This window comes from Streptococcus oralis Uo5 (genome assembly GCF_000253155.1).
Classification (GTDB): Bacteria; Bacillota; Bacilli; order Lactobacillales; family Streptococcaceae; genus Streptococcus; species Streptococcus oralis_L.
In genome coordinates, this window is sequence record NC_015291.1 from 1,760,055 (window position 1) to 1,783,166 (window position 23,112).

Genomic DNA, 23,112 nt, shown 5'->3' on the forward strand with positions numbered 1-23,112 from the left:
TTTAGCGATTTTCGTACTTTTTTCTTGACAAAATCAATTTATAACCAACTTTTAAATTTTTTGATATACAATCGTTTCACAACTGTAACACTTATCATATAGAGAACGATAATCAAAAGCAAAAAGAGAAAATAAATTGGTTCCAAAGGGGTTAAATGAAGCAGGCTAGCAATTGAAGAGTAGGGAAGGAAGGTCACAAAACCAGCTGCTAGCAAGGTTGTTCCAAGAACAAACCATGATGGACGACTTTGCAAGAAAGGAAGTTTTGCTGAACGAAGCATATGAATCACCATGGTTTGGGACCACATGGATTCAATGAACCAACCTGTTTGGAACAAGATGATAAAGCCCGTTGCAGACTCTGCTCCGTGAGCATAGGCTTGACCTGTCGCCATTGGGACAATGACAAAATAGAGCAAGATAAAGGTCAAAATATCAAAGGCAGAAGAAATCGGACCCATCCAAATCATAAAGCGAGTAATAGACTTAGCCTCCCACTTATGGGGATGTTTTAAAAAGTCTTCATCCACATTATCAAATGGCAAGGCAATGCAAGAAAGGTCGTAGACGAGATTTAACACAATCAAGTGAATCGGCGCCATAGGAAGGAAAGGTAAAAAGATACCAGACACTAATAGAGAGAAAATATTCCCGAAATTAGAGCTGACCGTCATCTTGATGTATTTGGTCATGTTGGCATAGACTTTGCGCCCTTCAACCAGCCCTTTTTCAAGCACCATCAAATCCTTATCTAGCAAAATGACATCAGCCGTTTCTTTGGCAATATCTACTGCTGTATCAACAGAAATCCCCACATCTGCTACTTTCATAGATGGGGCATCATTGATCCCATCTCCCATATAGCCGACACAATGTCCATTAGATTTGATTTGTAAAATGATTCGTGCTTTTTGATCCGGAGAGAGTTTGGCAAAGACCGTCACCTTCTCAACTGCTTGGGCCAACTCTTCGTCCGTCATGGCATCAATATCCGAACCCAACAAGATTTGATTAACATCTAAACCAACTTTTTCGCAAACTGCTTGGGTTACCTTCTCATTGTCCCCCGTCAAGATTTTCGTTTGAACACCGTGTTCTAACAAAGCTTGGATAGCTGGTGCTGCTGATGGTTTTGGTGGATCTAGAAAGGCAAGATATCCTGTTAGAATCATCTCTTTTTCATCTTCAACGGAGTAAGCAAAACCTTCTTTTAGGCCTGTTTTATAGGCGACTCCCAAGACTCGCAAGCCCTGCTGATTGAGTTGGTCCACTTCTTTTAAGATTTCCACTCGGATATCATCCGTCAAAGGACTAATCTGACCTTGATATTCCACATGGGTTGAAATCGCAAGCATTTCCTCTAGAGCACCCTTGGTTACCAAACTAACAACTTCGTTCTCATCCTTGACGATGACACTCATCCGTCTGCGTTCAAAATCAAAGGGCAATTCGTCTATTTTTTGGAAGCTAGTATCCAAATTTTGTAGAATAGCGTGTTCTTTAGCTTCTTTTTCAGTTCTACTGATAATGGCACGGTCCATCAAGTTTTTCAAACCGGTTTGAAAATAGGAATTGAGGTAGGCACGTCTCAACACAGACAAATCCAAATCTCCATGTATATCCAAAGGATATTCAAGGACAATTTCGTCTTGGGTAAGGGTTCCGGTTTTATCCGTACACAGGATATCAATAGCACCTAGATCTTGTATGGCATTGAGTTTTTTGATGACGACTTTTTCCTTGGCCATGATAATGGAGCCTTTTGCTAGACTAGCCGTGATGATCATAGGAAGCATCTCAGGTGTCAATCCAACACCAACACTCAGTGCAAACACACCTGCTTCCAGCCAGTCGCCATCTGTCAAGCCATTGGAGAGAAACACGATGGGAACCATGACCAACATCAAACGGATTAAGAGCCAAGAGATACTATTCATCTCCCGCTCAAAAGAGGTTGGTTCGTCATAGGTATTGAGGGTTTGCTCGATTTCTCCCATCATAGTGTCATCACCGACCGCTAGAATCAAAGCCTTGGCACTTCCTGATATCACATTGGTTCCCATAAAGGCGAGCGCTTCTGCTTCTAGCAGACTATCAAAGTTTGACTGGCTCATTTTTGACAAGGCCAGTTTTTCAACCGAGTCACTTTCGCCTGTCAAACCAGACTGTAGGACAAAGAAATCACGTGATTCAATCAAAAGGAGGTCTGCTGGAATCATATCCCCAGCACTCAACTTGACTATATCTCCAACGACCAAATCTTCAATTGCCACCTCTAAACTCTGGCCTTCGCGAATTACTGTGGCTGTGTTCACAATCATTTTTGATAGATTGGTCGCAGCCTTGTCACTCCGCAGTTCTTGGACAAAGCGAATACCACCAGAAATGAGGACTAGAACAACGATGATGATAGAGGTCGTCGGATCTTCTTGTCCAGGCTTTGCCAACCAGACATTGGTCACCATGGAGATCATCGCGATAACCAGCAGGATAATTGTGAATGGATTGATAATAGATTCGTAAATCTTTTTGAGGATACTGTCTTCTTGACCCTTGGTGATGGTGTTTTCGCCATATAGGTCACGATTTTTCTCCACCTGCTCCTCAGTCAAGCCTGTTAGACTTGTCTTATAAAAAGATAGAGTTTTGTTTAAAGATGTGTGAATAGCAGTTGCTAATCTTTCTTTTGTAGTTTTCATTGGTTTCTCCTATCTGTATGAATGATGTATTTCATACACAGAGACCAATCACTTTATAAGGGCAGAACGACACAAATCAGCGATTGGCTGTGTATGTGCGGTTCTGGATGATCGTCAATTTGCATCGTTTTTCTCCTTTCTTTTTCTTAAAACAGCAGAAAATCCTACCATAAAAATGGCAGGATTAAAAAACTAATTATCTGTTTTTTCGTTCAAGCTTTAACTCCATAGGGCGATGTAATGAGCTTAGTCTTGGCCTTCGCGACCAGGACTGTTGACCAACGAGTAGTGTCTCCACTGCTTTGCGGTAGTCATCCGTATCCCTATGGTAGCCTCACCTACCGTTTTCGTCTATCAGTATAAACCTTTAAAATATAAAAGTCAACGATTTATCTCATTTTTTAGATAACAATCAATTCTTTTGGAGCAAGTGTCAATAACTCACAACCTGTTTCTGTAATCAAGATATCATCCTCGATACGAACCCCGTATTTACCTTCAATATAGATACCCGGTTCATCAGTCAAGACCATACCAGATTTAATGACTTCTTTCGAAGTTTGGCTAAAGTAGGGTTCCTCATGGATATCGAGTCCGATACCATGTCCGATACCATGGGTAAAGTAGTCTCCATAGCCTGCCTCGATGATAATATCACGAGGAATTTTGTCAAAGTCGCGGAAACCTAAGCCATCCTTAGCTTGATCAATCAAGGCTTGGTTGGCTTTCAGGACAGTATTGTAAATCTCTGCCTGCTCGTCACTGACATGACCGAGGTAGATGGTCCGTGTCATATCACTGACATAGTGGTCGTAGAGACAGCCGAAGTCCATGGTAATAGCTTCTCCCAGCTCTACGGGTTTATGCATAGGATGGGCATGGGGTTTGGAAGAGTTGATGCCACTTGCTAAAATGGTATCAAAAGACAAGCCAGATGCTCCCAACTCACGCATACGGAAGTCAAGGAAGTTGGCAATTTCAATCTCAGTTTTTCCTGGTTTGATAAAGTCAAGTGCATCTCGGAAAGCTTGGTCTGAGATAGAACAAGCCTTGCGAATAGTCGCAATCTCTTTCTCATCCTTAATCATACGAAGTGCTTCAACAAACTGAGTCTGCGGAAGCAAGTCGATTCCTGCAAAAGCTGCCTGCATACGGTGGTAATAAGAAACCGAAATCTCGTCCTCAAAACCAACGCGAGACAAACCCATATCCTTAACAATGCCTGCAATAACAGCTAATTCATCGCGGTCAGCCACAATCTCAAAACCTGTTACTTCTTGCTTAGCTGCAATGATATAGCGAGAGTCTGTCACCAAAACCTGACGGTCACGGCTGATAAAGACTGTTCCATTTGAACCCCAAAAACCAGTCAAATAATAGACGTTTTTAAGGTTGTTGATGATGATACCATCTAGTTCTTTTTCTTGCATTTTAGCTAGAAATGCTTGCACACGTTTATTCATGATGTAACTTTCCTTTCAAATAGTGTCCTGTGTAGCTGGCTTCATTGGCCGCTATTTCTTCTGGGGTTCCTGTTGCAATGATGGTTCCACCACCGACACCGCCCTCAGGTCCCAAATCGATGATATGGTCTGCCGTCTTGATGACATCCAGATTGTGCTCAATGACGAGGACTGTATTTCCATCGTCGACAAAGCGAGCCAAGACTTTAAGCAAGCGAGCGATATCCTCAGTATGAAGCCCTGTAGTTGGCTCATCCAGAATGTAGAAGGATTTACCTGTCGAGCGTTTATGGAGTTCACTAGCTAACTTCATACGCTGGGCTTCTCCACCTGAAAGGGTGGTAGCTGGTTGTCCTAACGTTACATAGCCCAGTCCCACATCCTTGATGGTCTGAAGTTTGCGTTGAATTTTTGGAATGTGTTGGAAAAATTCCACCGCATCGTTGACGGTCATGTCCAAGACCTGCGAGATATTTTTTTCCTTGTAGTGGACTTCTAGGGTTTCACTGTTGTAGCGAGTCCCATGGCAAACTTCACAGGCCACATAAACATCTGGCAAGAAGTGCATCTCAATCTTGATAATCCCATCACCTGAGCAGGCTTCACAACGACCACCCTTGACATTGAAACTGAAACGGCCCTTCTTGTAGCCTCGAATCTTAGCTTCATTTGTCTGGGCAAAGAGGTCACGGATATCGTCAAAAACTCCCGTATAGGTAGCTGGGTTGGACCTCGGCGTCCGTCCGATAGGGCTCTGGTCAATGTCAATCAAGCGGTCTACATGCTCAATCCCTGTAATCGTCTTAAACTTACCAGGCTTGTCTGAATTGCGATTGAGTTTTTGAGCAATGGCTTTTTTGAGAATACTGTTGATTAGGGTCGATTTCCCTGAACCCGATACACCAGTCACAGCGATAAATTTTCCTAACGGGAAGCGGGCAGTGACATTTTGTAGGTTATTTTCACGCGCTCCTGTCACCTCGATAAAGCGACCATTTCCGGAACGGCGATCTTCTGGTACTGGAATGACTCGTTTACCTGATAGATATTGGCCTGTGATAGACTTGCTGTTGCGAGCCACTTGCTTAGGCGTACCTGCAGCAACAATCTCTCCACCAAAAACACCAGCACCCGGACCAACGTCAATCAGATAATCCGCCTCACGCATGGTATCTTCGTCGTGTTCTACCACGATGAGAGTGTTGCCCAAGTCACGCATCTTTTTCAGACTGGCAATGAGACGGTCATTATCCCTCTGGTGAAGACCGATAGACGGCTCATCTAGGATATAGAGGACACCTGATAGGTTGGAACCAATCTGGGTCGCCAAGCGAATACGCTGACTCTCCCCACCTGATAGGGTTCCTGCCGAACGTGACAGGGTCAGATAGTTAAGACCTACGTTATTGAGGAAGGTCAATCGATCCTTGATTTCCTTGAGAATGGGACGGGCGATAATGGCTTCATTTTCAGACAAGGTCAGCTGGCTCACTAATTCCAAATGGTCTGCGATAGACAGGTCTGAGATTTCACCGATATGGGGTCCTTGCTCCCCACCCACACGGACAGACAAGGCCTGGTCATTGAGACGATAGCCGTGGCAAGTTCCACAGGTTAGCTCATTCATGTAGAGACGCATCTGGGTACGGGTGTAGTCACTGTTAGTCTCATGGTAACGACGCTTGATATTACCAATTACTCCTTCAAAAGGAATGTCGATATCGCGCACGCCACCAAATTCATTTTCATAGTGGAAATGGAATTCCTTGCCATCCGAGCCGTAGAGAATCAAGTTCTTATCTTCTTCTGACAAGTCCTCAAAAGGCTTATCCATATCCACTCCAAAGGCTGTCATGGCCTGCTCTAGCATATTTGGATAGTAGTTGGATGAGATAGGATTCCAAGGTGCCAAGGCTCCCTCGCGCAAAGTTTTGCTGGTATCTGGCACCACCAAATCAACATCCACTTCCAGCTTGATGCCCAAACCATCACACTCACTACAAGAGCCAAACGGGGCATTGAAGGAGAAGAGACGAGGCTCTAACTCTGGTACTGTAAAACCACAAACTGGACAGGCATAATGCTCAGAAAAGAGCAACTCAGAATCGTCCATAGTGTCGATAATCACATATCCTTCTGCGATACGAAGGGCAGCCTCAATGGAATCAAAGAGACGGCTACGAATACCCTCTTTGATGACAATACGGTCAACCACAACATCGATATTGTGTTGCTTGCTCTTGGACAACTCTGGCACTTCGGTCACATCATAGACTTCCCCATCCACTCGGACGCGGACATAGCCGTCTTTCTGAATCTTTTCAATGACACTCTTGTGTTGTCCTTTTTTCTTGCGGATGACAGGGGCCAAAATTTGCAAGCGCTGGCGTTCAGGCAATTCTAAAACCTTATCCACGATTTGCTCCACAGAAGAAGCCTTGATAGCCCCATGCCCATTGATACAGTAAGGCATCCCTACACGTGCATAGAGGAGACGCAGATAGTCATTGATTTCAGTCGTGGTTCCCACGGTCGAACGAGGGTTTTTGCTAGTCGTTTTTTGGTCGATGGAAATAGCTGGACTGAGTCCATCAATAGCATCTACATCTGGCTTCTCCATATTTCCCAAGAACTGGCGAGCGTAGGCTGACAAACTCTCCACATAACGACGTTGTCCCTCCGCATAGAGGGTATCAAAGGCCAAACTGGATTTCCCAGATCCTGACAAACCAGTCACAACAACCAGCTTGTCTCGCGGAATCTCCACATCAATATTTTTTAAGTTATGGGCACGCGCCCCATGAATCACAATTTTATCTTGCATCTTTGTTCTTTCTAGTCCATTATTGCTTTCCATTATACCAAAAAATGTGAAATTCTATTACCCAAAAAGCTGTTTTTATAGTATAATAGTACGGTGCAAAAAATGAATCACTGAATAGTAGGAAAGGATAGGGGATATGAAACAAGTTTTTCTCTCAACAACAACTGAATTTAAAGAGATCGACACGCTTGAACCGGGTACTTGGATCAACCTCGTCAATCCTACACAAAATGAATCGTTGGAAATCGCTAACGCCTTCGACATTGACATTGCCGACCTTCGAGCACCGCTCGATGCGGAAGAAATGTCCCGTATTACCATTGAAGATGAGTATACTTTGATCATCGTAGACGTTCCCATCACAGAGGAAAGAAACAATCGCACCTACTACGTAACGATTCCGCTAGGGATTATCATCACCGAGGAGACCATTATCACCACCTGCTTGGAGCCCCTCCCAGTTCTCGATGTCTTTATCAACCGTAGACTGCGTAACTTTTACACCTTCATGCGTTCACGCTTTATCTTCCAGATTCTCTACCGCAACGCCGAACTTTACCTTACGGCCCTTCGTTCGATCGACCGTAAGAGTGAACAGATCGAAAGTCAACTTCACAAGTCTACTCGAAACGAAGAGCTGATCGAGCTCATGGAATTGGAAAAGACCATCGTCTATTTCAAGGCCTCACTGAAGACGAACGAGCGCGTGATTAAGAAATTGACCAGCGCAACTAGCAATATCAAGAAATACCTAGAAGACGAAGACCTGCTCGAAGACACCCTTATTGAAACCCAACAGGCCATCGAGATGGCAGATATCTATGGAAATGTCCTTCACTCTATGACAGAGACCTTTGCCTCTATCATTTCCAATAACCAGAACAACATCATGAAAACTCTGGCTCTCGTGACCATCGTTATGTCTGTCCCAACCATGATCTTCTCAGCCTATGGGATGAACTTCAAGGATAATGAAATCCCTTTGAACGGTGAGCCACATGCCTTCTGGTTAATCGTCTTTATCGCCTTTGCTATGAGTGTTTCACTCACTCTCTATCTCATCCATAAGAAATGGTTCTAAGAGGAATCCCTATGTCTCAGATTGATCTACAAAAATTAACTAAGAAAAACCAAGAGTTTATCCATATTGCTACCCAGCAATTTATCAAAGATGGCAAAACAGATGCTGAAATCAAGGCTGTTTTTGAGGAAGTCATTCCTAAAATCCTTGAAGAGCAAGCCAAAGGAACGACAGCTCGTTCCCTCTACGGCGCTCCAACCCACTGGGCTCATAGCTTCACTGTCAAGGAGCAATATGAAAAAGAGCATCCAAAAGAAAATGACGATCCAAAACTCATGATTATGGACTCAGCTCTTTTTATCACCAGTCTCTTTGCATTGGTTAGCGCTCTGACTACCTTCTTCTCTACAGATCAGGCCATTGGCTATGGGTTGATTACCCTCTTGTTGGTTGGACTTGTAGGAGGGGTGGCCTTCTACTTGATGTACTACTTTGTCTACCAGTATTATGGACCAGACACAGATCGTAGTCAGCGCCCTCCTTTCTGGAAATCAATCCTCGTCATCCTGGCTGCTATGCTTCTCTGGTTGGCTGTCTTCTTTGCAACAAGCTTCCTACCAGCAGCTCTCAATCCAATCCTTGCTCCACTGCCTTTGGCTATCCTGGGAGCTGCCCTTCTCGCCCTTCGCTTCTATCTCAAGAAACGTTTCAACATCCGAAGTGCAAGCGCGGGCCCATCACGTTATTAAGAAAAGTGAAAAGCTATGGCATATAGTCAATCCTTAGCTCAGCAGATTCGAAAAATTCTAGCACTCAAACTGCCTCCCCAAATTTTCGAAGAAGAGCTAGAAGAAAAGAAACTGTTTGGTGGCCTGGCCTTTATGATTCGTGGGAAAATGGTCCTTACAGTCAGTTCCAGAAAGGACGAACTGGTTATGGTGAGAATTGGCAAAGAAATGGAAAAGCAAGTTCTACCCCGAACAGGAGCTCATATTACATTGATGAGAGGGCGACCTTATCATGGCTATATAGACCTAGATATCGAAGGTCAAAAAGAACTTCCTTACTGGATTGATTTAGCCCTCTCCTATAATCAAGAGTTGACCAAGTAACTCACACCTATCGAGATTCGAAAAACGGAAAGCAACTGCACAGGCGGTTGCTTTTTTCTTGCTTTCTTGAGTTCCAATAGCACTTCTGAGTCTAATTCCTATAGTTTTCTCTCATCTTTTGTGATAGAATAGGCTCATACTCAATGAAAATCAAAGAGCAAACTAGGAAGCTAGCCGCAGGTTGCTCAAAGCACTGCTTTGAGGTTGTAGATAGAACTGACGAAGTCAGTAACATAGACACGGCAAGGCAAAGCTGACGTGGTTTGAATTTGATTTTCGAAGAGTATCAATCTATTTCTAGGAGGATGAGATATGGTTTCTACTATTGGTATTGTTAGTTTGTCTAGTGGTGTTATCGGAGAGGATTTTGTCAAACACGAAGTCGACTTAGGTGTCCAACGTCTCAAGAATTTGGGACTCAATCCTATCTTTTTGCCTCATTCGCAAAAAGGATTAGACTTTATCAAGGACCATCCTGAGGCGCGTGCAGAGGATTTGATGCAGGCCTTTTCGGACGATAGCATCGACATGATCCTCTGCGCCATCGGTGGGGATGATACCTATCGCTTGCTACCTTATCTTTTTGAAAATGACCAACTCCAAAAGGTTATCAAACCAAAGATGTTTCTTGGCTTCTCGGATACCACTATGAACCACCTTATGTTGCACAAACTAGGGGTCAAGACTTTTTATGGGCAATCCTTTCTAGCAGACATTTGTGAATTAGACAAGGAGATGTTGACCTATAGCTTTCACTACTTTAAAGAATTGATCAAGACAGGAAGAATCTCAGAAATCCGCCCTAGCGACCTTTGGTATGAGGAACGAACTGATTTTAGTCCCAAGGCCCTGGGAACAGCTCGTATCAGTCATGTAAATACAGGCTTTGATTTGTTACAAGGAAATCCCCAGTTTGAGGGAGAAATTCTCGGAGGTTGCCTTGAATCTCTCTATGATATCTTTGACAATTCTCGATACGCAGACAGCACAGTTCTCTGCCAAAAATACAAACTTTTTCCTGACTTATCCGACTGGGAAGGAAAGATTCTTTTGTTAGAAACAAGCGAAGAGAAGCCTGAGCCGGAAAACTTCAAAAAGATGGTGCTGGCTTTGAAAGAAACTGGGGTATTTGAGGTCATCAGTGGACTCTTGGTCGGAAAACCTATGGATGAAACCTTCTATGACGACTATAAAGAGGCACTATTGGATATCATTGATAACAATATCCCGATTGTCTATAATCTAAACGTTGGGCACGCCACACCAAGAGCCATTGTGCCCTTTGGCGTTCACGCTTATGTGGATGCAAAGAAGCAAGTCATTCGCTTTGACTATAACAAAAAATAAACAATTTCTCCATTTTTGTGCTTTGGTATTGATTTTCGTTACAATTTGTGTCTGAATTTATTGCATTTTGCTTATTTCTATGATATCTTTTTAAAGGAGGTGTATATGACTAAACAAAAAATAAATCAAATTGTCGGTTCAATCGGGGCCTTTATCGGGATTATTGTATTTATCGCCTACATCCCACAAATTTTTGCCAATTTACAAGGCAACAAAGCTCAACCATTCCAGCCTTTATCCGCAGCAGTATCTTGTTTAATTTGGGTTATTTACGGGTGGACAAAAGAACCTAAGAAGGATTGGATACTAATTATTCCAAACTCAGCTGGCGTTGTCTTAGGTGGACTGACATTTCTTACTGCACTATAAAAGTTACTAGCATATAATCAAAAAGCTGAGAAACTCTTCTCAGCTTTTTTCTATATTCTCAGATAATTAGACGCCTGCACTCACTTATTTCCGCTTTTCCACTCACAATCATTCTCGTGGTCGTCAATCAAACCTGCTGCTTGTAGAAAAGCCAAAACCGCAACTGGACCTGTGAATTTGAAACCACGTTTTTTGAGATCCTTGGATATTTTCTCAGATAAAGACGTTTTAGCTGGGGCTAGGCGATAGTCGGGGACATCATTGATGATGGTTTGTCCATTGACAAAAGACCAGAGATAGGCATCAAAGGAGCCATATGCTTCCTGAACTTGTAAAAATGCTTGGACATTGGAGCGTGTCGCAAAGAGCTTGGCACGATTTCGGATGATGGCTGGATTCTCTAACAAGGCTTCCAACTCCCCATCTGTCATTTCCGCGACCGCTTGAATTTGATAGCCATGAAATGCTTCTCGGAAAGCCTGGCGTTTGTTGAGTACCGTTTCCCAAGACAGACCAGCCTGATAAGTCTCCATACAGAGCAGTTCAAAAAGAGCGCGGTCATCATGAAGGGGTTGCCCCCACTCCTCATCATGATAGGCTACATATAAGGGATTATTCATTTTTACCCAACCACAGCGTTTTGGCATATTATACTCCTATTTGACCAACATCTTAAGGGCCGACTTGATATAGTTCTCTGCTGTATCCGTCGTTCCTTCAAAGAATTTCTTGATTTTCTTAAGTTCAGTCGCCTTGTAGCCCAGTGCCAGCATGGCTTCCATAGCTTCTTCCAGTTCTTGGTTTTCAGCGCTGGTTTGCACTGCGACCTTGGAAGGAAGGTCATCACTAGCCACGACTACCTTGCCTTCCAAGTCCAGCACCATCTGCTGGGCTGTTTTCTTGCCAATTTTAGGGAACTTGGTCAAGTAGGTGATGTTCTTAGTCTCGATCGCTTGAACCAAGCCAGCATTGTCATCAGCTGCGATGATAGCAAGAGCTGACACAGGACCAATCCCTGAGACCGAGATCAGACTGAGAAAGAGCTTTTTCTCATCTTCTGAGCGAAAACCGTAGAGCAGATGGGCATCCTCACGAACAACTTGGTGCACATAAATCTGAGTTTCTTGATTGACCTGACCTGAGTAGGCATAGGGATTGGCTACATGCAAGATATAACCGATACCATTTGCCTCAAGGATGATATATTTAGCAGTGATTTTGGTAATGATTCCTTTTAGATATTCGTACATAATTTTCACTTTCTATAATTGATTTGCAATTCCTTGTAAATGCGCTGCTCTGATGATAAGAAGCAACCCAAGTACTGCACACACAATAAAAACGAGCCAAACACCTACAGCACCTGTTGCAGCGCTGATAGAAATCATCGCCCCCGCTAAAATAGACGCTAAAGGCTGCGCCATATTAAGGAAACCTGAGTAGGTTCCGAGCTTATTCTCATTCATCATTTCCGCCCGCAAAACTTGGCTTGGCGGCATGCAGATGAGTTCCCCCATAGTATAGAGAATGGCTAGCAAAAACAGAGCCCAGAAACTCCTGAAGACAATGGTGAAAAGCATACCCAAGTCAAAGATAATACTTCCCAATAAAAACTGCGGTATGAGCTTCATTTCCTTGGTCAAACGATTGGCAGTCGTTATGAAGCAAACAATAATCAGGGTATTGATAAAGACCATGATACTGAGCATCTTAGCTCCTGAAATATGAATACCGAAAATACTACTCGCGATGAATGACTCTTTCAAATGAACGGGTATATAATTGTCAATTTGCAACCAGATAACACCATTAAATACAGTCCCTAACGTATAAAGTAGGAAAATTTTGTCCTGAAAAACAGAAACATAATTTTTCACAGTTGCCAAAGGACTGCTACCATGCTCAAAGACCAGATTAGCTGGCTTGCTTTCTGAAAAATATTTCCAAGCGAGGAAAAAATTCAAGAAGCTAATCACCGTCAAAACCAGAAGCAACTCAAAAAAATGGTGGTCGTAAAAGAAACCTGCAAGCCCTGCTCCTAACATAACGGATACATTGACAAACCAATAACTAATCGTATAAACGAAACGGCGATTTTGCTCGTCGGTCAAATCAATAATCATCGCATCAATAGCCGGCCAAGAGAAAGTTCCTGCGGTCTCTGCCAGCAACATTCCGACAAAAGTCAAAAAGGGAAAAATATGATTAGGCATATTTGCCAGCAGCACAAGAAAGTAGCCACTCGCAAGACCAAAGTTTCCCCAGTCAATGACTTTCTTACGTCCCCAAAGATCCGCCAAATGTCCACCATACAGCCCAGCTAAAAAACCAATGAGTTTGGTTGTGATCATCAATAACCCCGCCCAAAAGGCTCCAAAATATTGAACATAGTACATGGCCATAAAAGGAGTAATGGCACTCTCTAAAATCCGTGCTACAAAGCTCATCCATTCCCGCATTTGAATTTGCTTGGGGAGGGCAAAAAATTCTTTCATCTTTCATTCCTTTTTCATAATTTCTTCGCTTTTTCTTACCTAGTATATCATATTTTTTTGCTGAAACTGCAAACACAAGTGCAACCTCTGGTTGACAAATAGTACAGGAGATTGTATTCTCATAATAAGTAAAAATTGTTAGGATAGAGGTAGAAAAAGGAGGATAGAATCATGAAACTCGCAGAAAAACTATTTGAGCTCCGAAAGGAAAAAGGTTGGTCCCAGGAAAAGCTAGCAGAACAAATCAATGTCTCTCGGCAAAGTATCTCCAAGTGGGAGTCTGGTCAAGTTCTTCCAGAAATCGAAAAAATCATTGAATTAAGCAAGATTTTTCAAGTGACAACTGACTATCTACTACTAGATGAAAACTCTGAAAAAACTTCTACAGAAGTGATTTTGGAGGAAGATAAGGACAAATACTATAAAGAAGTTAAATCTTTTGGCCTCTGGCAAGTGATTTATATTTTCGTCTTAGCTCTGGCTATCTATCTCTTTTTAGCTGGTTCTAGTTTTCCAGCCGAGTTCACCGCCTGGATTTGGCTGACCTTCGTTCTTTTGATTGCTTCAGCGATTGCTATCAGCAAGACTCTCAAAACCAAACAACGTTATCTTGATAAAATGATTGGTCTTGAGAATCCCTCAAACCAAGACGACTCTATGAAACCTTGAGTCAATTGAATCATATTTCTCATTACTTTTTCTTGTCAAGCAAGTGTAAACCTCATGGCAAGTTGCCATGCCCATTCAAAATTCCCACCATAGAAAAGCTAAAAAGCCTTGTTTGGAAAAAACAAAGGCTTTTTGTGTTCTTAATATTTCCCCAACTCACGGAGGCTAGTATGATTTTCCTGAATGCGTCGGAACATTTTTTCCATATCCGACTTGGTGAAATGCACCAAAACGGGACGTCCGTGGGGACAGTTATAGGGATTGTCGCATTGAGAGAGCTGATAGAGGAGTTGTCTGGCTGAGTGGTCATCGATGCGATGGTTTGCCTTGATAGACCGCTTGCAGGACATCATGATAGCCAGCTCTGCTCGGTATTTCTTGATAGAAACTTCCTTGGTCAAAAGGAGCATGTCGCACATCTCATAGATGCCTGATTCAATCTCTTCTTCTGCCATCCAAATAGGATGTTCACGTAGGATAAATTGATTTTCTCCGTACTCTGCTAAAAAGACACCCACTTCCTCTAAGAGAGGCATTCTTTCCTTGAGACGAAGCGCATCATCCGCAGGAAATTCAAAGATGTAGGGCACTAGGAGTTGCTGCTGGCTCTGGTCAACATTGCCGATGCTTTCACGGTATTCCTCGTACTTAACTCGTTCCTGGGCCGCGTGCTGGTCTATGATGTAGAGGCCATCTCGCCCTTGGGCAAAAAGATAGGTCCCGTGCATTTGTCCGAAAAACTCCAACTCTGGGAAGCTGGATGATTCTTCTCGCTCCAGCTTGTCATAAGCCTTATCGAGGCTAGCAAGATCTAACTCTGGATGGTCCAATTGGTCATAGTTAGCAGGCTTTCTCTCTGCAAAATGCAGTTTTGCTGGCTTAGTCAATTGGTCCAAAGTTTCTTTAGCAAACAGGGTTAGGTCCCTACCCTCCTCAGTTAATTCAACCTGGTGGTCAGCCACCTCAGCTTGACTAGGTTTTGAGAGTTCTGTTTTTTCATAGTAAAGCGTATTTTCTTTGAGTGGGAGAATGGTCTGCTCTACCTTTTGACGATTGCGCACGGTCGACTTGGCAAGATTTTCTAAAGCATCAGGAATCAAGGCTTGCTCCTTGAGACTATTTGAAATAGCCTCTGAAAGCAGCGCCATCAGTTCTCTTTCCTTAGAAATCCGCACTTCTTGCTTGGTCGGATGCACATTGACATCTGCCAAATAAGGATCAATATGGATGTGAATGACAGCCAGTGGAAAACGCCCTACCATGAGCTTGCTTCCATAACCGTCAAGAATAGCACGGTTGAGTAGAAAGTTCTTGATATAACGGCCATTGATGAAGAGGCTGATATAGTTGCGATTTGCTCGGGTTAACTCAGGCAGAGACACAAAACCTGTAATTTCGAAATCTAAGTCAGAGTTCTCAATTTCAATCATCTTCTTAGCACTCACCAAACCGTAAATCCCTGCGATGGCTTGACGCAGTTGACCAGTCCCTGCTGTCCGCGTCATTTCCTTGCCATCACTGATTAAACTAAAAGAAATCTCGGGATGAGCCAAGCCCAGACGGTTGACAATATCAATGATATGAGACAGCTCCGCTTGCTGGCTCTTCATATACTTGAGACGGGCAGGTGTGTTGAAAAAGAGGTCTTCCACACAAACTTTGGTTCCTACAGGGCTAGTCGCTGGGATGACTTCCTCAACTTGACCTCCACGCGCGACTAACTTAGTCCCATGACTCGCACCATCCACCGCCGTCAACAGAGTCAGCACACTGACAGAAGCGATAGAAGGCAGGGCTTCACCACGAAAACCAAGCGTCCGAATCCGAAAGAGGTCTGCCTGATTTTTTATCTTACTGGTCGCATGGCGACGCAAGGCCAACTCCACCTCATCGTGGGCAATTCCATGACCATTATCGGTGATTTGAATTTTCTTGAGACCAGCTTCCTCAATCTCAATGATAATCTGGCTAGAACCCGCGTCAATGGCATTTTCTACCAACTCTTTGACCACACTGGCAGGACGTTCGATAACCTCCCCTGCCGCGATCTGGTTTGCTAACACTTCTGGCAATTCAATAATATGAGACATCTTTCAGCCCCTTTCTGTATCTATTTTCCTAGAAATTGATTAGTGCTATTATACCATATTTCAAATGCTATCAGAAAAAGCAAATACCACATAGACTCCAAATCTCTCCACATAGACAAAAGCTCTTGCCATGGGTCGTAAAATAGTGGTATACTCAATAAAAATCAAAGAGCAAACTAGAAAGCTAGGCGCAGACAGTACTTTTGTACGGCAAGACGACGCTGACGTGGTTTGAATTTGATTTTTGAAGAGTATTAATAAAGGTGTACAAGAAGTGAAATTAACCTTGTATAACTGAAAAGGAGAGAAATTTATGAAAGTAGAACTACAGATTAAGGAGACTTACGAGGAGGAAAAGCTGATTGTCCAAACTCCTCAGCCGACCGAAAAAGTCCAGAAAGTCATCGAGTTCGCAGAAAATCTTGACCAAAAAGAAACAATCAAAGGTAAGATTGATAATCAGGTCTATCTAGTTAAGATTGGCAAGATACAACGCTTCTATATCGAGAATCGAAAGATTCTAGCAGAAACTGCTTCTCAGACCTACACCATTGATTTGCGACTCTATCAAGTGCTTGACATTCTGCCGACCACTTTTATCCAAATTTCCCAATCAGAAATCGTTAATATTGACGCTATCTCTCATCTCAAACTAACCCCCAACGGCCTGGTCGAGATCTTTCTCAAAAACGAAAGCTTTACCTACTCATCTCGCCGTTACCTAAAAACCATCAAGGAGAAATTAGAACTATGAAAAAACAAATCTTTCACGATGCTGCTGCTGGTGTTCTCATCGGGCTCATCCTATCTATCCTCTTTTCACTCATTTATGCACCAAATACCTACGCTCCACTGAGTCCTGATTCTCTAGTCGGACAAGTGATGGTGCAACATCAGGTTCACGGTGCTCTGGTCTTGCTCTACTGTATGATCATCTGGTCAGCTATCGGCGTTCTCTTTAGCTTTGGTAGCCGCTTATTCAGCCGTGACTGGAGCTTGCTCCGTGCAACACTTTCCCATTTCTTCCTCATGTTGGCTGGCTTTGTTCCACTAGCAACTCTGGCTGGTTGGTTCCCCTTCCACTGGACCTTCTATCTCCAGCTCATTCCAGAGTTTGCGATCGTCTACCTCATCATCTGGGTTATTCTCTATAAAAGAGAAGCAAAAAAAGTGGACCACATCAATCAACTTTTGGCCCATAAAAAGTAATAGAGAAAATCCCACTCACAAATGCATGAGTGGGATTCTTTTTATAACTTTTGTTTGAGCTCGACCAAGACATTCATAGCCTGCATAGGTGTCATATTGTACACATCCAGTTTAGCTAATTCTGCTAGGATAGGATGTTCTTCAGGCGCATCAAAGAGTGACATCTGTTCTGTGACAGCACTTGTTTGGCTCATCGGAGCAGGACTTTCTCCCCCTTGACTCTCCAGTTGCGTTAAAATCTTATCCGCTCTTGCTAAAAGTTCTGCTGGTAAGCCAGCAATCTTGGCCACATGGATACCGTAGGATTTATCAGCTGGACCTGGTTCAATCTTGTGAAGGAAGGTAACCTGTCCATCCTGTTCTAAGGTTGCCACGTGGACATTGACCAAGTGTTCCAAGCTAGACTCCAGACTGGTCAACTCATGGTAGTGGGTCGCAAAGAGGGTTTTGGCTCCGATATGTTCATGGATGTATTCGATGATGGATTGGGCCAGAGCCATTCCGTCATAAGTTGCAGTTCCGCGTCCCAATTCATCAAAGAGAATCAAGGAATCCTTGGTCGCATGCGAAATGGCATTGTTGGCCTCCATCATCTCCACCATAAAGGTTGATTGACCTGAAACCAAGTCATCTGCTGCTCCGATACGGGTAAAGATAGCATCGAAGATAGGCAAATGGGCGCTTTCTGCCGGCACATAAGAACCCAGCTGGGCCATCACCGCCGTCATGGCTAACTGGCGCATGTAGGTTGACTTCCCGCTCATGTTAGGCCCTGTGATTAGCTGAATACTGGTATCTTCTGCCATCTGGATACTGTTTGGAATGTAGGTCTGAGCTCCCATGACCTTTTCGACGACAGCATGGCGCCCTTTTTGGATATCTATTTGTGAATCCTCTCCAAACTCAGGTCTGATCAAATGCTGGGTTTCAGCTACAACTGCTAGACTTTGCAAGACATCAACTGTCGCAATTCCTTGGGCTAGCGCTTGCAAACGCTGGATGTACTTGCTGACTTCCTCACGGATGCGCATAAAGATTTCATATTCTAGGTTGGCTGACTTCTCACGCGCCTCCAGCATATCTCCCTCGATACGGGCCAATTCTTCGGTACCAAAGCGTTCTGAGTTTTTCAGTGTTGCCTTGCGGAAAAAGTGGGATGGCACATTTCCCAGTTGCGAATTGGTCACATGGAAATAGTAACCGTCCTTTTTATTGTAGTCAATCTTAAGCGTACTGATGCCAGAGTTTTCTCTCTCCTTAGCCTCAATCTCTGCAATCCAGCTGGTACCTTCTCTGAGCACACGACGGTACTTGTCTAAGGTCTCATCAAATCCCGTACGGATAATGCCACCTTCCGTAATCACGTGAGGAGCTTCAGGAGCAATGGCAGCACTAATCAAGCTCTCCAACTCAGGGATGGCATCTAACTGTTCGATAAGATAGGCCAGGGCAGGTTGCTCCATGCCTTCTAAAATCGCACGAATCCGTGGTACACTGGATAAGGTGGTCGCCAACTGCAAGAGATCCTTGGGATTGGTCTTGCCAAAAGAAACCCGACTAGCCAAACGTTCGATGTCATAAACCCCCTTGAGACTGTCTGTCAAATCACTACGCTCAAAGAAGTGGTCAAGAAAGACCTGCACCACGTCTTGACGTTGGACAATTCGCTTCTTATCAATCAAAGGACGATGAATCCAAGAACGTAAGAGCCGCATACCCATAGCCGTTTTGGTTTCATCTAAAAGCCAGAAAAGACTGCCTTGCTTCTTACCTGACCGGGCATTCTCAACCAAATCCAAACTAGTCTTGGTCGCATAATCCATCTGCAAGAAATCTTTGATTTCATAGCGGATAACAGGTTTGAGGTGGTTCAACTCCCTCATCTGGGTCCGGTGAACATACTGGAGGAGCTTACTAGCTGCTGCTTGCTCCACATCTGCCAGTCGTGAATCCAGTAAATGAAGGTCCTCAAAGCCTTCTTTTTCATAAGAAAGTACCAGATTCATCTGACGGCTGAGGATTTGTTCTTCTTCCTCAGACAAGTCATAACCCAGCACCACTTCTCGAGCCTTGAGGTTGCGAATTTCCCCACAAACCAACGTAAAATCTAATAGACCTGTCACATAGAAGTCACCCGTCACTAGGTCCATATAAGCCAGACCAAACTGATTGCCATCGCGATCTAAGGCAACCAAAAAATTATTCTGACTATCCGGCTTACTGCTATCGACGACCGTTCCAGGTGTGATGACCTGGACCACCTCACGCTTGACAACCCCAACTGCTTGTTTAGGATCTTCCATCTGTTCGGCAATGGCCACCTTATAGCCCTGCTCAATCAGAACATCGATATACTGTTGGGCAGAATGATAGGGGACACCCGCCATGGGTATCGGATTTTCTGCATTTTTATTCCGACTCGTTAAGGAAATTTCTAAAATCTGTGCTGCATTAATTGCATCTTCATAGAACAACTCGTAAAAATCACCCATCCGAAAAAGCAAAAAAGCATCTGGGTATTGTTTCTTAATATCCACATACTGTTGCATGCCGGGTGATAGCTTTTCTGTTGCCATTTTCCGTCTCTCCTTGCTAAAAATAAGTCTTGAGAGCAACTCCCAAGACCTTATTTATCTTTCATCAAATCTAGCAAACGATCTTCCATCAACTTGGCAACGTGCTGGTCTCGACAAATAACCAATAAGGTATTAGCACCAGCAACCGTTCCTAAAATCCATTCATCCTTGTTTGCATCTACAATGTTTGCTAAGACTGCAGCTTCCCCAAGTTTGGTATGAAGTACCAAGGTGAACTCAGCTCTTGCAACTCCTTCTAAATGATGAGACAAAAACTCAACTAAATCAATCTTATCTGTCTCATTTGCTAGTACATAATACACCATATCATTTTTCTTAACCTTGGTCAAGCCGATTTCACGCAAATCACGCGACAAAGTCGTTTGTGTCACATAAACATTACGAGCTTCTAAACGATCTTGAATCTCTTTTTGTGTCCCAAGTTTTTCTTCGGTGATCATCTTTTTAATCAATTGATGCCGTTCTCTTTTTCTCATATTATCCTCTTAAGTGAATATTTATAACAACTTTTACATTTATTTTATAACTATATTATACCAAAAAAACTAGATAATTCAAAAAAATTCTTTTCTTTCTCAAAAAATGTAGTAAATTGTGTTAAAATAGTAAAAAAGCCCAAAAGGAGCCCTTATGAATACAAAAGAATTGATTGCTAGCGAGTTGGCTAGCGTCATTGATAGCCTGGATCAAGAGGCTATTTTAAATTTACTGGAAACACCTAAAAACTCAGAAATGGGAGACATCGCCTTCCCTGCCTTTTCTCTAGCAAAGGTCGAGCGTAAAGCTCCTCAAATGATTGCAGCAGATATTGCTGAAAAAATCAATAGTCAAGCCTTTGAAAAGGTTGTCGCTATCGGACCTTACGTCAACTTTTTCCTTGATAAAAGTGCTATTTCGGCTCAGGTATTGCAGGATGTTATCACTGAAAAAGATCACTATGCTGACCAAACCATTGGCAAGCAAGAAAATGTCGTTATTGATATGTCTAGTCCCAACATCGCAAAACCATTCTCTATTGGGCACTTGCGTTCAACAGTTATCGGAGATAGCTTGTCACATATTTTCCAAAAAATCGGTTATCAAACAGTCAAGGTCAATCATTTGGGAGACTGGGGCAAACAGTTTGGGATGCTGATTGTCGCCTACAAGAAATGGGGAAATGAAGAAGCCGTTAAAGCTCATCCAATCGATGAACTTCTTAAACTCTACGTTCGCATCAATGCTGAAGCTGAAAAAGACCCTAGCTTGGATGAAGAAGCACGCGAATGGTTCCGTAAACTGGAGAATGGAGATGAGGAAGCCCTCGCTCTCTGGCAATGGTTCCGTGATGAAAGTTTAGTGGAATTCAACCGCCTTTACAATGAATTGCAAGTCGAATTTGACAGCTACAACGGGGAAGCCTTTTACAATGATAAGATGGATGCTATTGTAGACATTCTCGCTGAAAAAGGACTTCTTGTTGAGTCAGAAGGAGCTCAAGTTGTCAATCTTGAGAAATATGGAATTGAACATCCAGCCCTTATCAAAAAATCTGATGGTGCAACTCTCTATATCACACGTGACTTGGCTGCAGCCCTTTACCGTAAAAATGAATACCAATTTGCCAAATCCATCTATGTTGTTGGTCAAGAGCAATCTGCCCACTTCAAACAACTAAAGGCAGTACTACAAGAGATGGGCTATGATTGGAGTCAAGACATTGTCCATGTTCCGTTTGGATTGGTAACAAAAGAAGGGAAAAAACTCTCTACTCGTAAAGGAAATGTCATCTTGCTAGAACCGACTATCGCTGAGGCTGTTAGTCGTGCCAAGGCCCAAATCGAGGCGAAAAATCCTGAGTTAGAAAATAAAGACCAGGTTGCCCACGCTGTTGGAGTTGGGGCTATCAAGTTCTATGATCTTAAGACCGACCGTACAAATGGATATGACTTCGACCTTGAAGCTATGGTATCCTTTGAAGGAGAAACTGGACCCTACGTTCAATACGCCTACGCTCGTATCCAATCTATCTTGCGCAAAGCCGATTTCAAACCAAATACGGCTGGCAACTACAGCCTGAATGATGCTGAAAGCTGGGAAATCATTAAACTACTCCAGGACTTCCCACGTATTATCAATCGTGCGGCAGATAATTTTGAACCTTCTATCATTGCGAAATTTGCGATTAGTTTGGCTCAAGCTTTCAACAAGTACTATGCACATACACGTATCCTAGATGAAAGTCCTGAGCGCGACAGTCGTCTAGCCCTCAGCTACGCAACTGCAGTCGTCCTCAAAGAAGCTCTTCGTTTGCTCGGAGTAGAGGCGCCGGAGAAGATGTAAATCGCCAAAGTTACTTGATTGCGGAGCAATCTAAGTAACTAACGCCAAATCCTATTCGGACTTTGGCTAGGCGCTTCACTAGTTTTAGGACATAAATATGATCGATTTATGTCCTAAAACGTCGTAATCTTAAAGTTATTGGAACTAAAGCTCCTAATTGCTAGACGCTAGCCGCTTATATGCGGACTAGCTAACTGCTTCACTAATTCACCTAACCAAATAATATCGATTTGGTTAGGCTCATGTCGTAATCTTTTAATCACTTGATTGTAAAGCAGTCTAAGTAACTATGGTGATTTGGCTTGGTGCTTAACTAGTTCTGGGACATAAATATTGTAGATTTATGTTTCTTTACGTCGTAACCAGAGACACTTGCCTAAACGTCTCACTAAATTGGTCAATCAAATCATATTAATTAGCTTAGAGGTTGGCCGTAGTTTTCAAGTCACTTGATTGCAAAGCAATCTGAAAGATTGAGGCAAATAGCATTTATATTTTGTTCTGCATTGTAGCATTTCAATGAAACAATTTATTCACTTTTACTATTTATCACACTGGGAGATTCCTTATGAGCCAATATGCTTATATTCTCGTTGTACTTAGCTTGGTTTTCCTTTTTCTGCTCAATAAGTACGAGAAGGAAAGACTTCAAAGTCTCTACCAAGAGCAACTCTTGAAGGATGAAACATTTAAGTCTGACATCAAAGAAAAAATTCAAACGACTGAAAATATCAATGATGTCATTGCGCATATCAATAAAACTTACCATCTGGGAATGTTGCTCTCAAAAGACGTCACAGATCAATTGAAATAATCAAAATCCGAGAAGCTTTCTTCTCGGATTTTTTTAGGCTTAACCATATTCTCCTTGGAGAAATTTCATTAATGCATGTAA

19 protein-coding genes and 1 riboswitch are annotated in these 23,112 nt (G+C 43.0%); of the genes, 10 read left to right on the forward strand and 9 right to left on the reverse strand.

All coding sequences use genetic code 11. The features are described 5' to 3' along the window. Positions 1–38: 38 nt before the first annotated feature. The 3 genes from mgtA to uvrA all read right to left on the reverse strand — a co-directional run bounded on the left by mgtA (position 39) and on the right by uvrA (position 6,986). Positions 39–2,699 (reverse strand): magnesium-translocating P-type ATPase, encoded by a 2,661-nt coding sequence (mgtA, locus tag SOR_RS08780; RefSeq protein ID WP_000858861.1) that lies wholly within the window; start codon positions 2,697–2,699, stop codon positions 39–41. A gap of 196 nt (positions 2,700–2,895) precedes the next feature. After that, positions 2,896–3,047, reverse strand: a riboswitch (M-box (ykoK) riboswitch). 53 nt (positions 3,048–3,100) lie between these two features. Continuing rightward, positions 3,101–4,162, reverse strand: coding sequence for a M24 family metallopeptidase (locus tag SOR_RS08785; RefSeq protein WP_001042874.1), 1,062 nt, complete (start codon positions 4,160–4,162; stop codon positions 3,101–3,103). Further along, positions 4,155–6,986 (reverse strand): excinuclease ABC subunit UvrA, encoded by a 2,832-nt coding sequence (gene uvrA / locus SOR_RS08790; protein ID WP_001152845.1) that lies wholly within the window; start codon positions 6,984–6,986, stop codon positions 4,155–4,157. The genes SOR_RS08785 and uvrA overlap by 8 nt, the downstream gene beginning before the upstream one ends. Before the next feature lie 136 nt (positions 6,987–7,122). Here uvrA and SOR_RS08795 point away from each other — a divergent pair, with 136 nt between their 5' ends. The 5 genes from SOR_RS08795 (at position 7,123) to SOR_RS08820 (ending at position 10,835) form a co-directional block, all read left to right on the forward strand. Beyond that, on the forward strand, positions 7,123–8,067 hold the full coding sequence (locus SOR_RS08795; protein ID WP_000815617.1) for a magnesium transporter CorA family protein: 945 nt from the start codon (positions 7,123–7,125) through the stop codon (positions 8,065–8,067). Between the two features lie 11 nt (positions 8,068–8,078). Continuing rightward, on the forward strand, positions 8,079–8,756 hold the full coding sequence (locus tag SOR_RS08800) for a DUF1129 domain-containing protein (protein ID WP_000077998.1): 678 nt from the start codon (positions 8,079–8,081) through the stop codon (positions 8,754–8,756). Between the two features lie 15 nt (positions 8,757–8,771). Next, complete coding sequence (locus SOR_RS08805) at positions 8,772–9,119, forward strand: TfoX/Sxy family protein (RefSeq protein WP_000331823.1); 348 nt, start codon at positions 8,772–8,774, stop codon at positions 9,117–9,119. Positions 9,120–9,431: 312 nt separating this feature from the next. Beyond that, the gene (locus SOR_RS08815; protein WP_000255139.1) at positions 9,432–10,466 is read left to right on the forward strand and encodes a S66 family peptidase; all 1,035 of its coding nucleotides are present in this window, start codon (positions 9,432–9,434) and stop codon (positions 10,464–10,466) included. A gap of 105 nt (positions 10,467–10,571) precedes the next feature. Continuing rightward, a complete protein-coding gene (locus SOR_RS08820; RefSeq protein WP_000166112.1) occupies positions 10,572–10,835 on the forward strand; it encodes a SemiSWEET family transporter in 264 nt (87 codons plus the stop codon). 80 nt (positions 10,836–10,915) lie between these two features. Here the strand turns inward: SOR_RS08820 and SOR_RS08825 are convergent, their stop codons facing one another. The 3 genes from SOR_RS08825 to SOR_RS08835 are packed head-to-tail and all read right to left on the reverse strand — an operon-like array spanning position 10,916 to position 13,330. After that, positions 10,916–11,482 (reverse strand): DNA-3-methyladenine glycosylase I, encoded by a 567-nt coding sequence (locus SOR_RS08825; RefSeq protein WP_001126061.1) that lies wholly within the window; start codon positions 11,480–11,482, stop codon positions 10,916–10,918. A gap of 9 nt (positions 11,483–11,491) precedes the next feature. Further along, positions 11,492–12,085, reverse strand: a complete 594-nt coding sequence (ruvA, locus tag SOR_RS08830; protein ID WP_000273401.1) for a Holliday junction branch migration protein RuvA — start codon at positions 12,083–12,085, stop codon at positions 11,492–11,494. 12 nt (positions 12,086–12,097) lie between these two features. Next, positions 12,098–13,330 (reverse strand): MFS transporter, encoded by a 1,233-nt coding sequence (locus tag SOR_RS08835; protein WP_000657470.1) that lies wholly within the window; start codon positions 13,328–13,330, stop codon positions 12,098–12,100. A 171-nt stretch (positions 13,331–13,501) separates the two neighbouring features. Here SOR_RS08835 and SOR_RS08840 point away from each other — a divergent pair, with 171 nt between their 5' ends. Then, on the forward strand, positions 13,502–13,999 hold the full coding sequence (locus SOR_RS08840) for a helix-turn-helix domain-containing protein (protein ID WP_000761365.1): 498 nt from the start codon (positions 13,502–13,504) through the stop codon (positions 13,997–13,999). Positions 14,000–14,139: 140 nt separating this feature from the next. Here the strand turns inward: SOR_RS08840 and mutL are convergent, their stop codons facing one another. Next, the gene (gene mutL, locus SOR_RS08845; protein WP_000018202.1) at positions 14,140–16,089 is read right to left on the reverse strand and encodes a DNA mismatch repair endonuclease MutL; all 1,950 of its coding nucleotides are present in this window, start codon (positions 16,087–16,089) and stop codon (positions 14,140–14,142) included. A 313-nt stretch (positions 16,090–16,402) separates the two neighbouring features. Between mutL and SOR_RS08850 the strand changes: the two genes are divergently transcribed. Together SOR_RS08850 and SOR_RS08855 are read left to right on the forward strand one after the other, a co-directional pair. After that, positions 16,403–16,843: a LytTR family DNA-binding domain-containing protein gene (locus SOR_RS08850; protein ID WP_000861945.1), complete on the forward strand. Its 441-nt coding sequence runs from the start codon at positions 16,403–16,405 to the stop codon at positions 16,841–16,843. Next, the gene (locus tag SOR_RS08855; protein WP_000743967.1) at positions 16,840–17,298 is read left to right on the forward strand and encodes a DUF3021 domain-containing protein; all 459 of its coding nucleotides are present in this window, start codon (positions 16,840–16,842) and stop codon (positions 17,296–17,298) included. The genes SOR_RS08850 and SOR_RS08855 overlap by 4 nt, the downstream gene beginning before the upstream one ends. Positions 17,299–17,339: 41 nt before the next feature. On the opposite strand, the gene mutS is transcribed toward SOR_RS08855, so the two are convergent. Together mutS and argR are read right to left on the reverse strand one after the other, a co-directional pair. Continuing rightward, positions 17,340–19,874: a DNA mismatch repair protein MutS gene (gene mutS, locus SOR_RS08860; RefSeq protein WP_000179927.1), complete on the reverse strand. Its 2,535-nt coding sequence runs from the start codon at positions 19,872–19,874 to the stop codon at positions 17,340–17,342. Positions 19,875–19,924: 50 nt separating this feature from the next. Then, on the reverse strand, positions 19,925–20,371 hold the full coding sequence (argR, locus tag SOR_RS08865) for an arginine repressor (RefSeq protein ID WP_001231483.1): 447 nt from the start codon (positions 20,369–20,371) through the stop codon (positions 19,925–19,927). Between the two features lie 154 nt (positions 20,372–20,525). On the opposite strand from argR, the gene argS reads away from it, so the two are divergent. Together argS and SOR_RS08875 are read left to right on the forward strand one after the other, a co-directional pair. After that, positions 20,526–22,217, forward strand: coding sequence for an arginine--tRNA ligase (gene argS / locus SOR_RS08870; protein ID WP_001092715.1), 1,692 nt, complete (start codon positions 20,526–20,528; stop codon positions 22,215–22,217). A 568-nt stretch (positions 22,218–22,785) separates the two neighbouring features. Further along, entirely contained in the window at positions 22,786–23,031 is a 246-nt protein-coding gene (locus SOR_RS08875; RefSeq protein WP_000084867.1) for a hypothetical protein, read from the forward strand. Positions 23,032–23,112: the final 81 nt, after the last annotated feature.

Excerpts from the sequence above, each read along its gene's own strand:
- mgtA (WP_000858861.1), bottom strand. The coding sequence starts at position 2,699 with ATGAAAACTACAAAAGAAAGATTAGCAACTGCTATTCACACATCTTTA.
- SOR_RS08785 (WP_001042874.1), bottom strand. The coding sequence starts at position 4,162 with ATGAATAAACGTGTGCAAGCATTTCTAGCTAAAATGCAAGAAAAAGAA.
- uvrA (WP_001152845.1), bottom strand. The coding sequence starts at position 6,986 with ATGCAAGATAAAATTGTGATTCATGGGGCGCGTGCCCATAACTTAAAA.
- SOR_RS08795 (WP_000815617.1), top strand. The coding sequence starts at position 7,123 with ATGAAACAAGTTTTTCTCTCAACAACAACTGAATTTAAAGAGATCGAC.
- SOR_RS08800 (WP_000077998.1), top strand. The coding sequence starts at position 8,079 with ATGTCTCAGATTGATCTACAAAAATTAACTAAGAAAAACCAAGAGTTT.
- SOR_RS08805 (WP_000331823.1), top strand. The coding sequence starts at position 8,772 with ATGGCATATAGTCAATCCTTAGCTCAGCAGATTCGAAAAATTCTAGCA.
- SOR_RS08815 (WP_000255139.1), top strand. The coding sequence starts at position 9,432 with ATGGTTTCTACTATTGGTATTGTTAGTTTGTCTAGTGGTGTTATCGGA.
- SOR_RS08820 (WP_000166112.1), top strand. The coding sequence starts at position 10,572 with ATGACTAAACAAAAAATAAATCAAATTGTCGGTTCAATCGGGGCCTTT.
- SOR_RS08825 (WP_001126061.1), bottom strand. The coding sequence starts at position 11,482 with ATGCCAAAACGCTGTGGTTGGGTAAAAATGAATAATCCCTTATATGTA.
- ruvA (WP_000273401.1), bottom strand. The coding sequence starts at position 12,085 with ATGTACGAATATCTAAAAGGAATCATTACCAAAATCACTGCTAAATAT.
- SOR_RS08835 (WP_000657470.1), bottom strand. The coding sequence starts at position 13,330 with ATGAAAGAATTTTTTGCCCTCCCCAAGCAAATTCAAATGCGGGAATGG.
- SOR_RS08840 (WP_000761365.1), top strand. The coding sequence starts at position 13,502 with ATGAAACTCGCAGAAAAACTATTTGAGCTCCGAAAGGAAAAAGGTTGG.
- mutL (WP_000018202.1), bottom strand. The coding sequence starts at position 16,089 with ATGTCTCATATTATTGAATTGCCAGAAGTGTTAGCAAACCAGATCGCG.
- SOR_RS08850 (WP_000861945.1), top strand. The coding sequence starts at position 16,403 with ATGAAAGTAGAACTACAGATTAAGGAGACTTACGAGGAGGAAAAGCTG.
- SOR_RS08855 (WP_000743967.1), top strand. The coding sequence starts at position 16,840 with ATGAAAAAACAAATCTTTCACGATGCTGCTGCTGGTGTTCTCATCGGG.
- mutS (WP_000179927.1), bottom strand. The coding sequence starts at position 19,874 with ATGGCAACAGAAAAGCTATCACCCGGCATGCAACAGTATGTGGATATT.
- argR (WP_001231483.1), bottom strand. The coding sequence starts at position 20,371 with ATGAGAAAAAGAGAACGGCATCAATTGATTAAAAAGATGATCACCGAA.
- argS (WP_001092715.1), top strand. The coding sequence starts at position 20,526 with ATGAATACAAAAGAATTGATTGCTAGCGAGTTGGCTAGCGTCATTGAT.
- SOR_RS08875 (WP_000084867.1), top strand. The coding sequence starts at position 22,786 with ATGAGCCAATATGCTTATATTCTCGTTGTACTTAGCTTGGTTTTCCTT.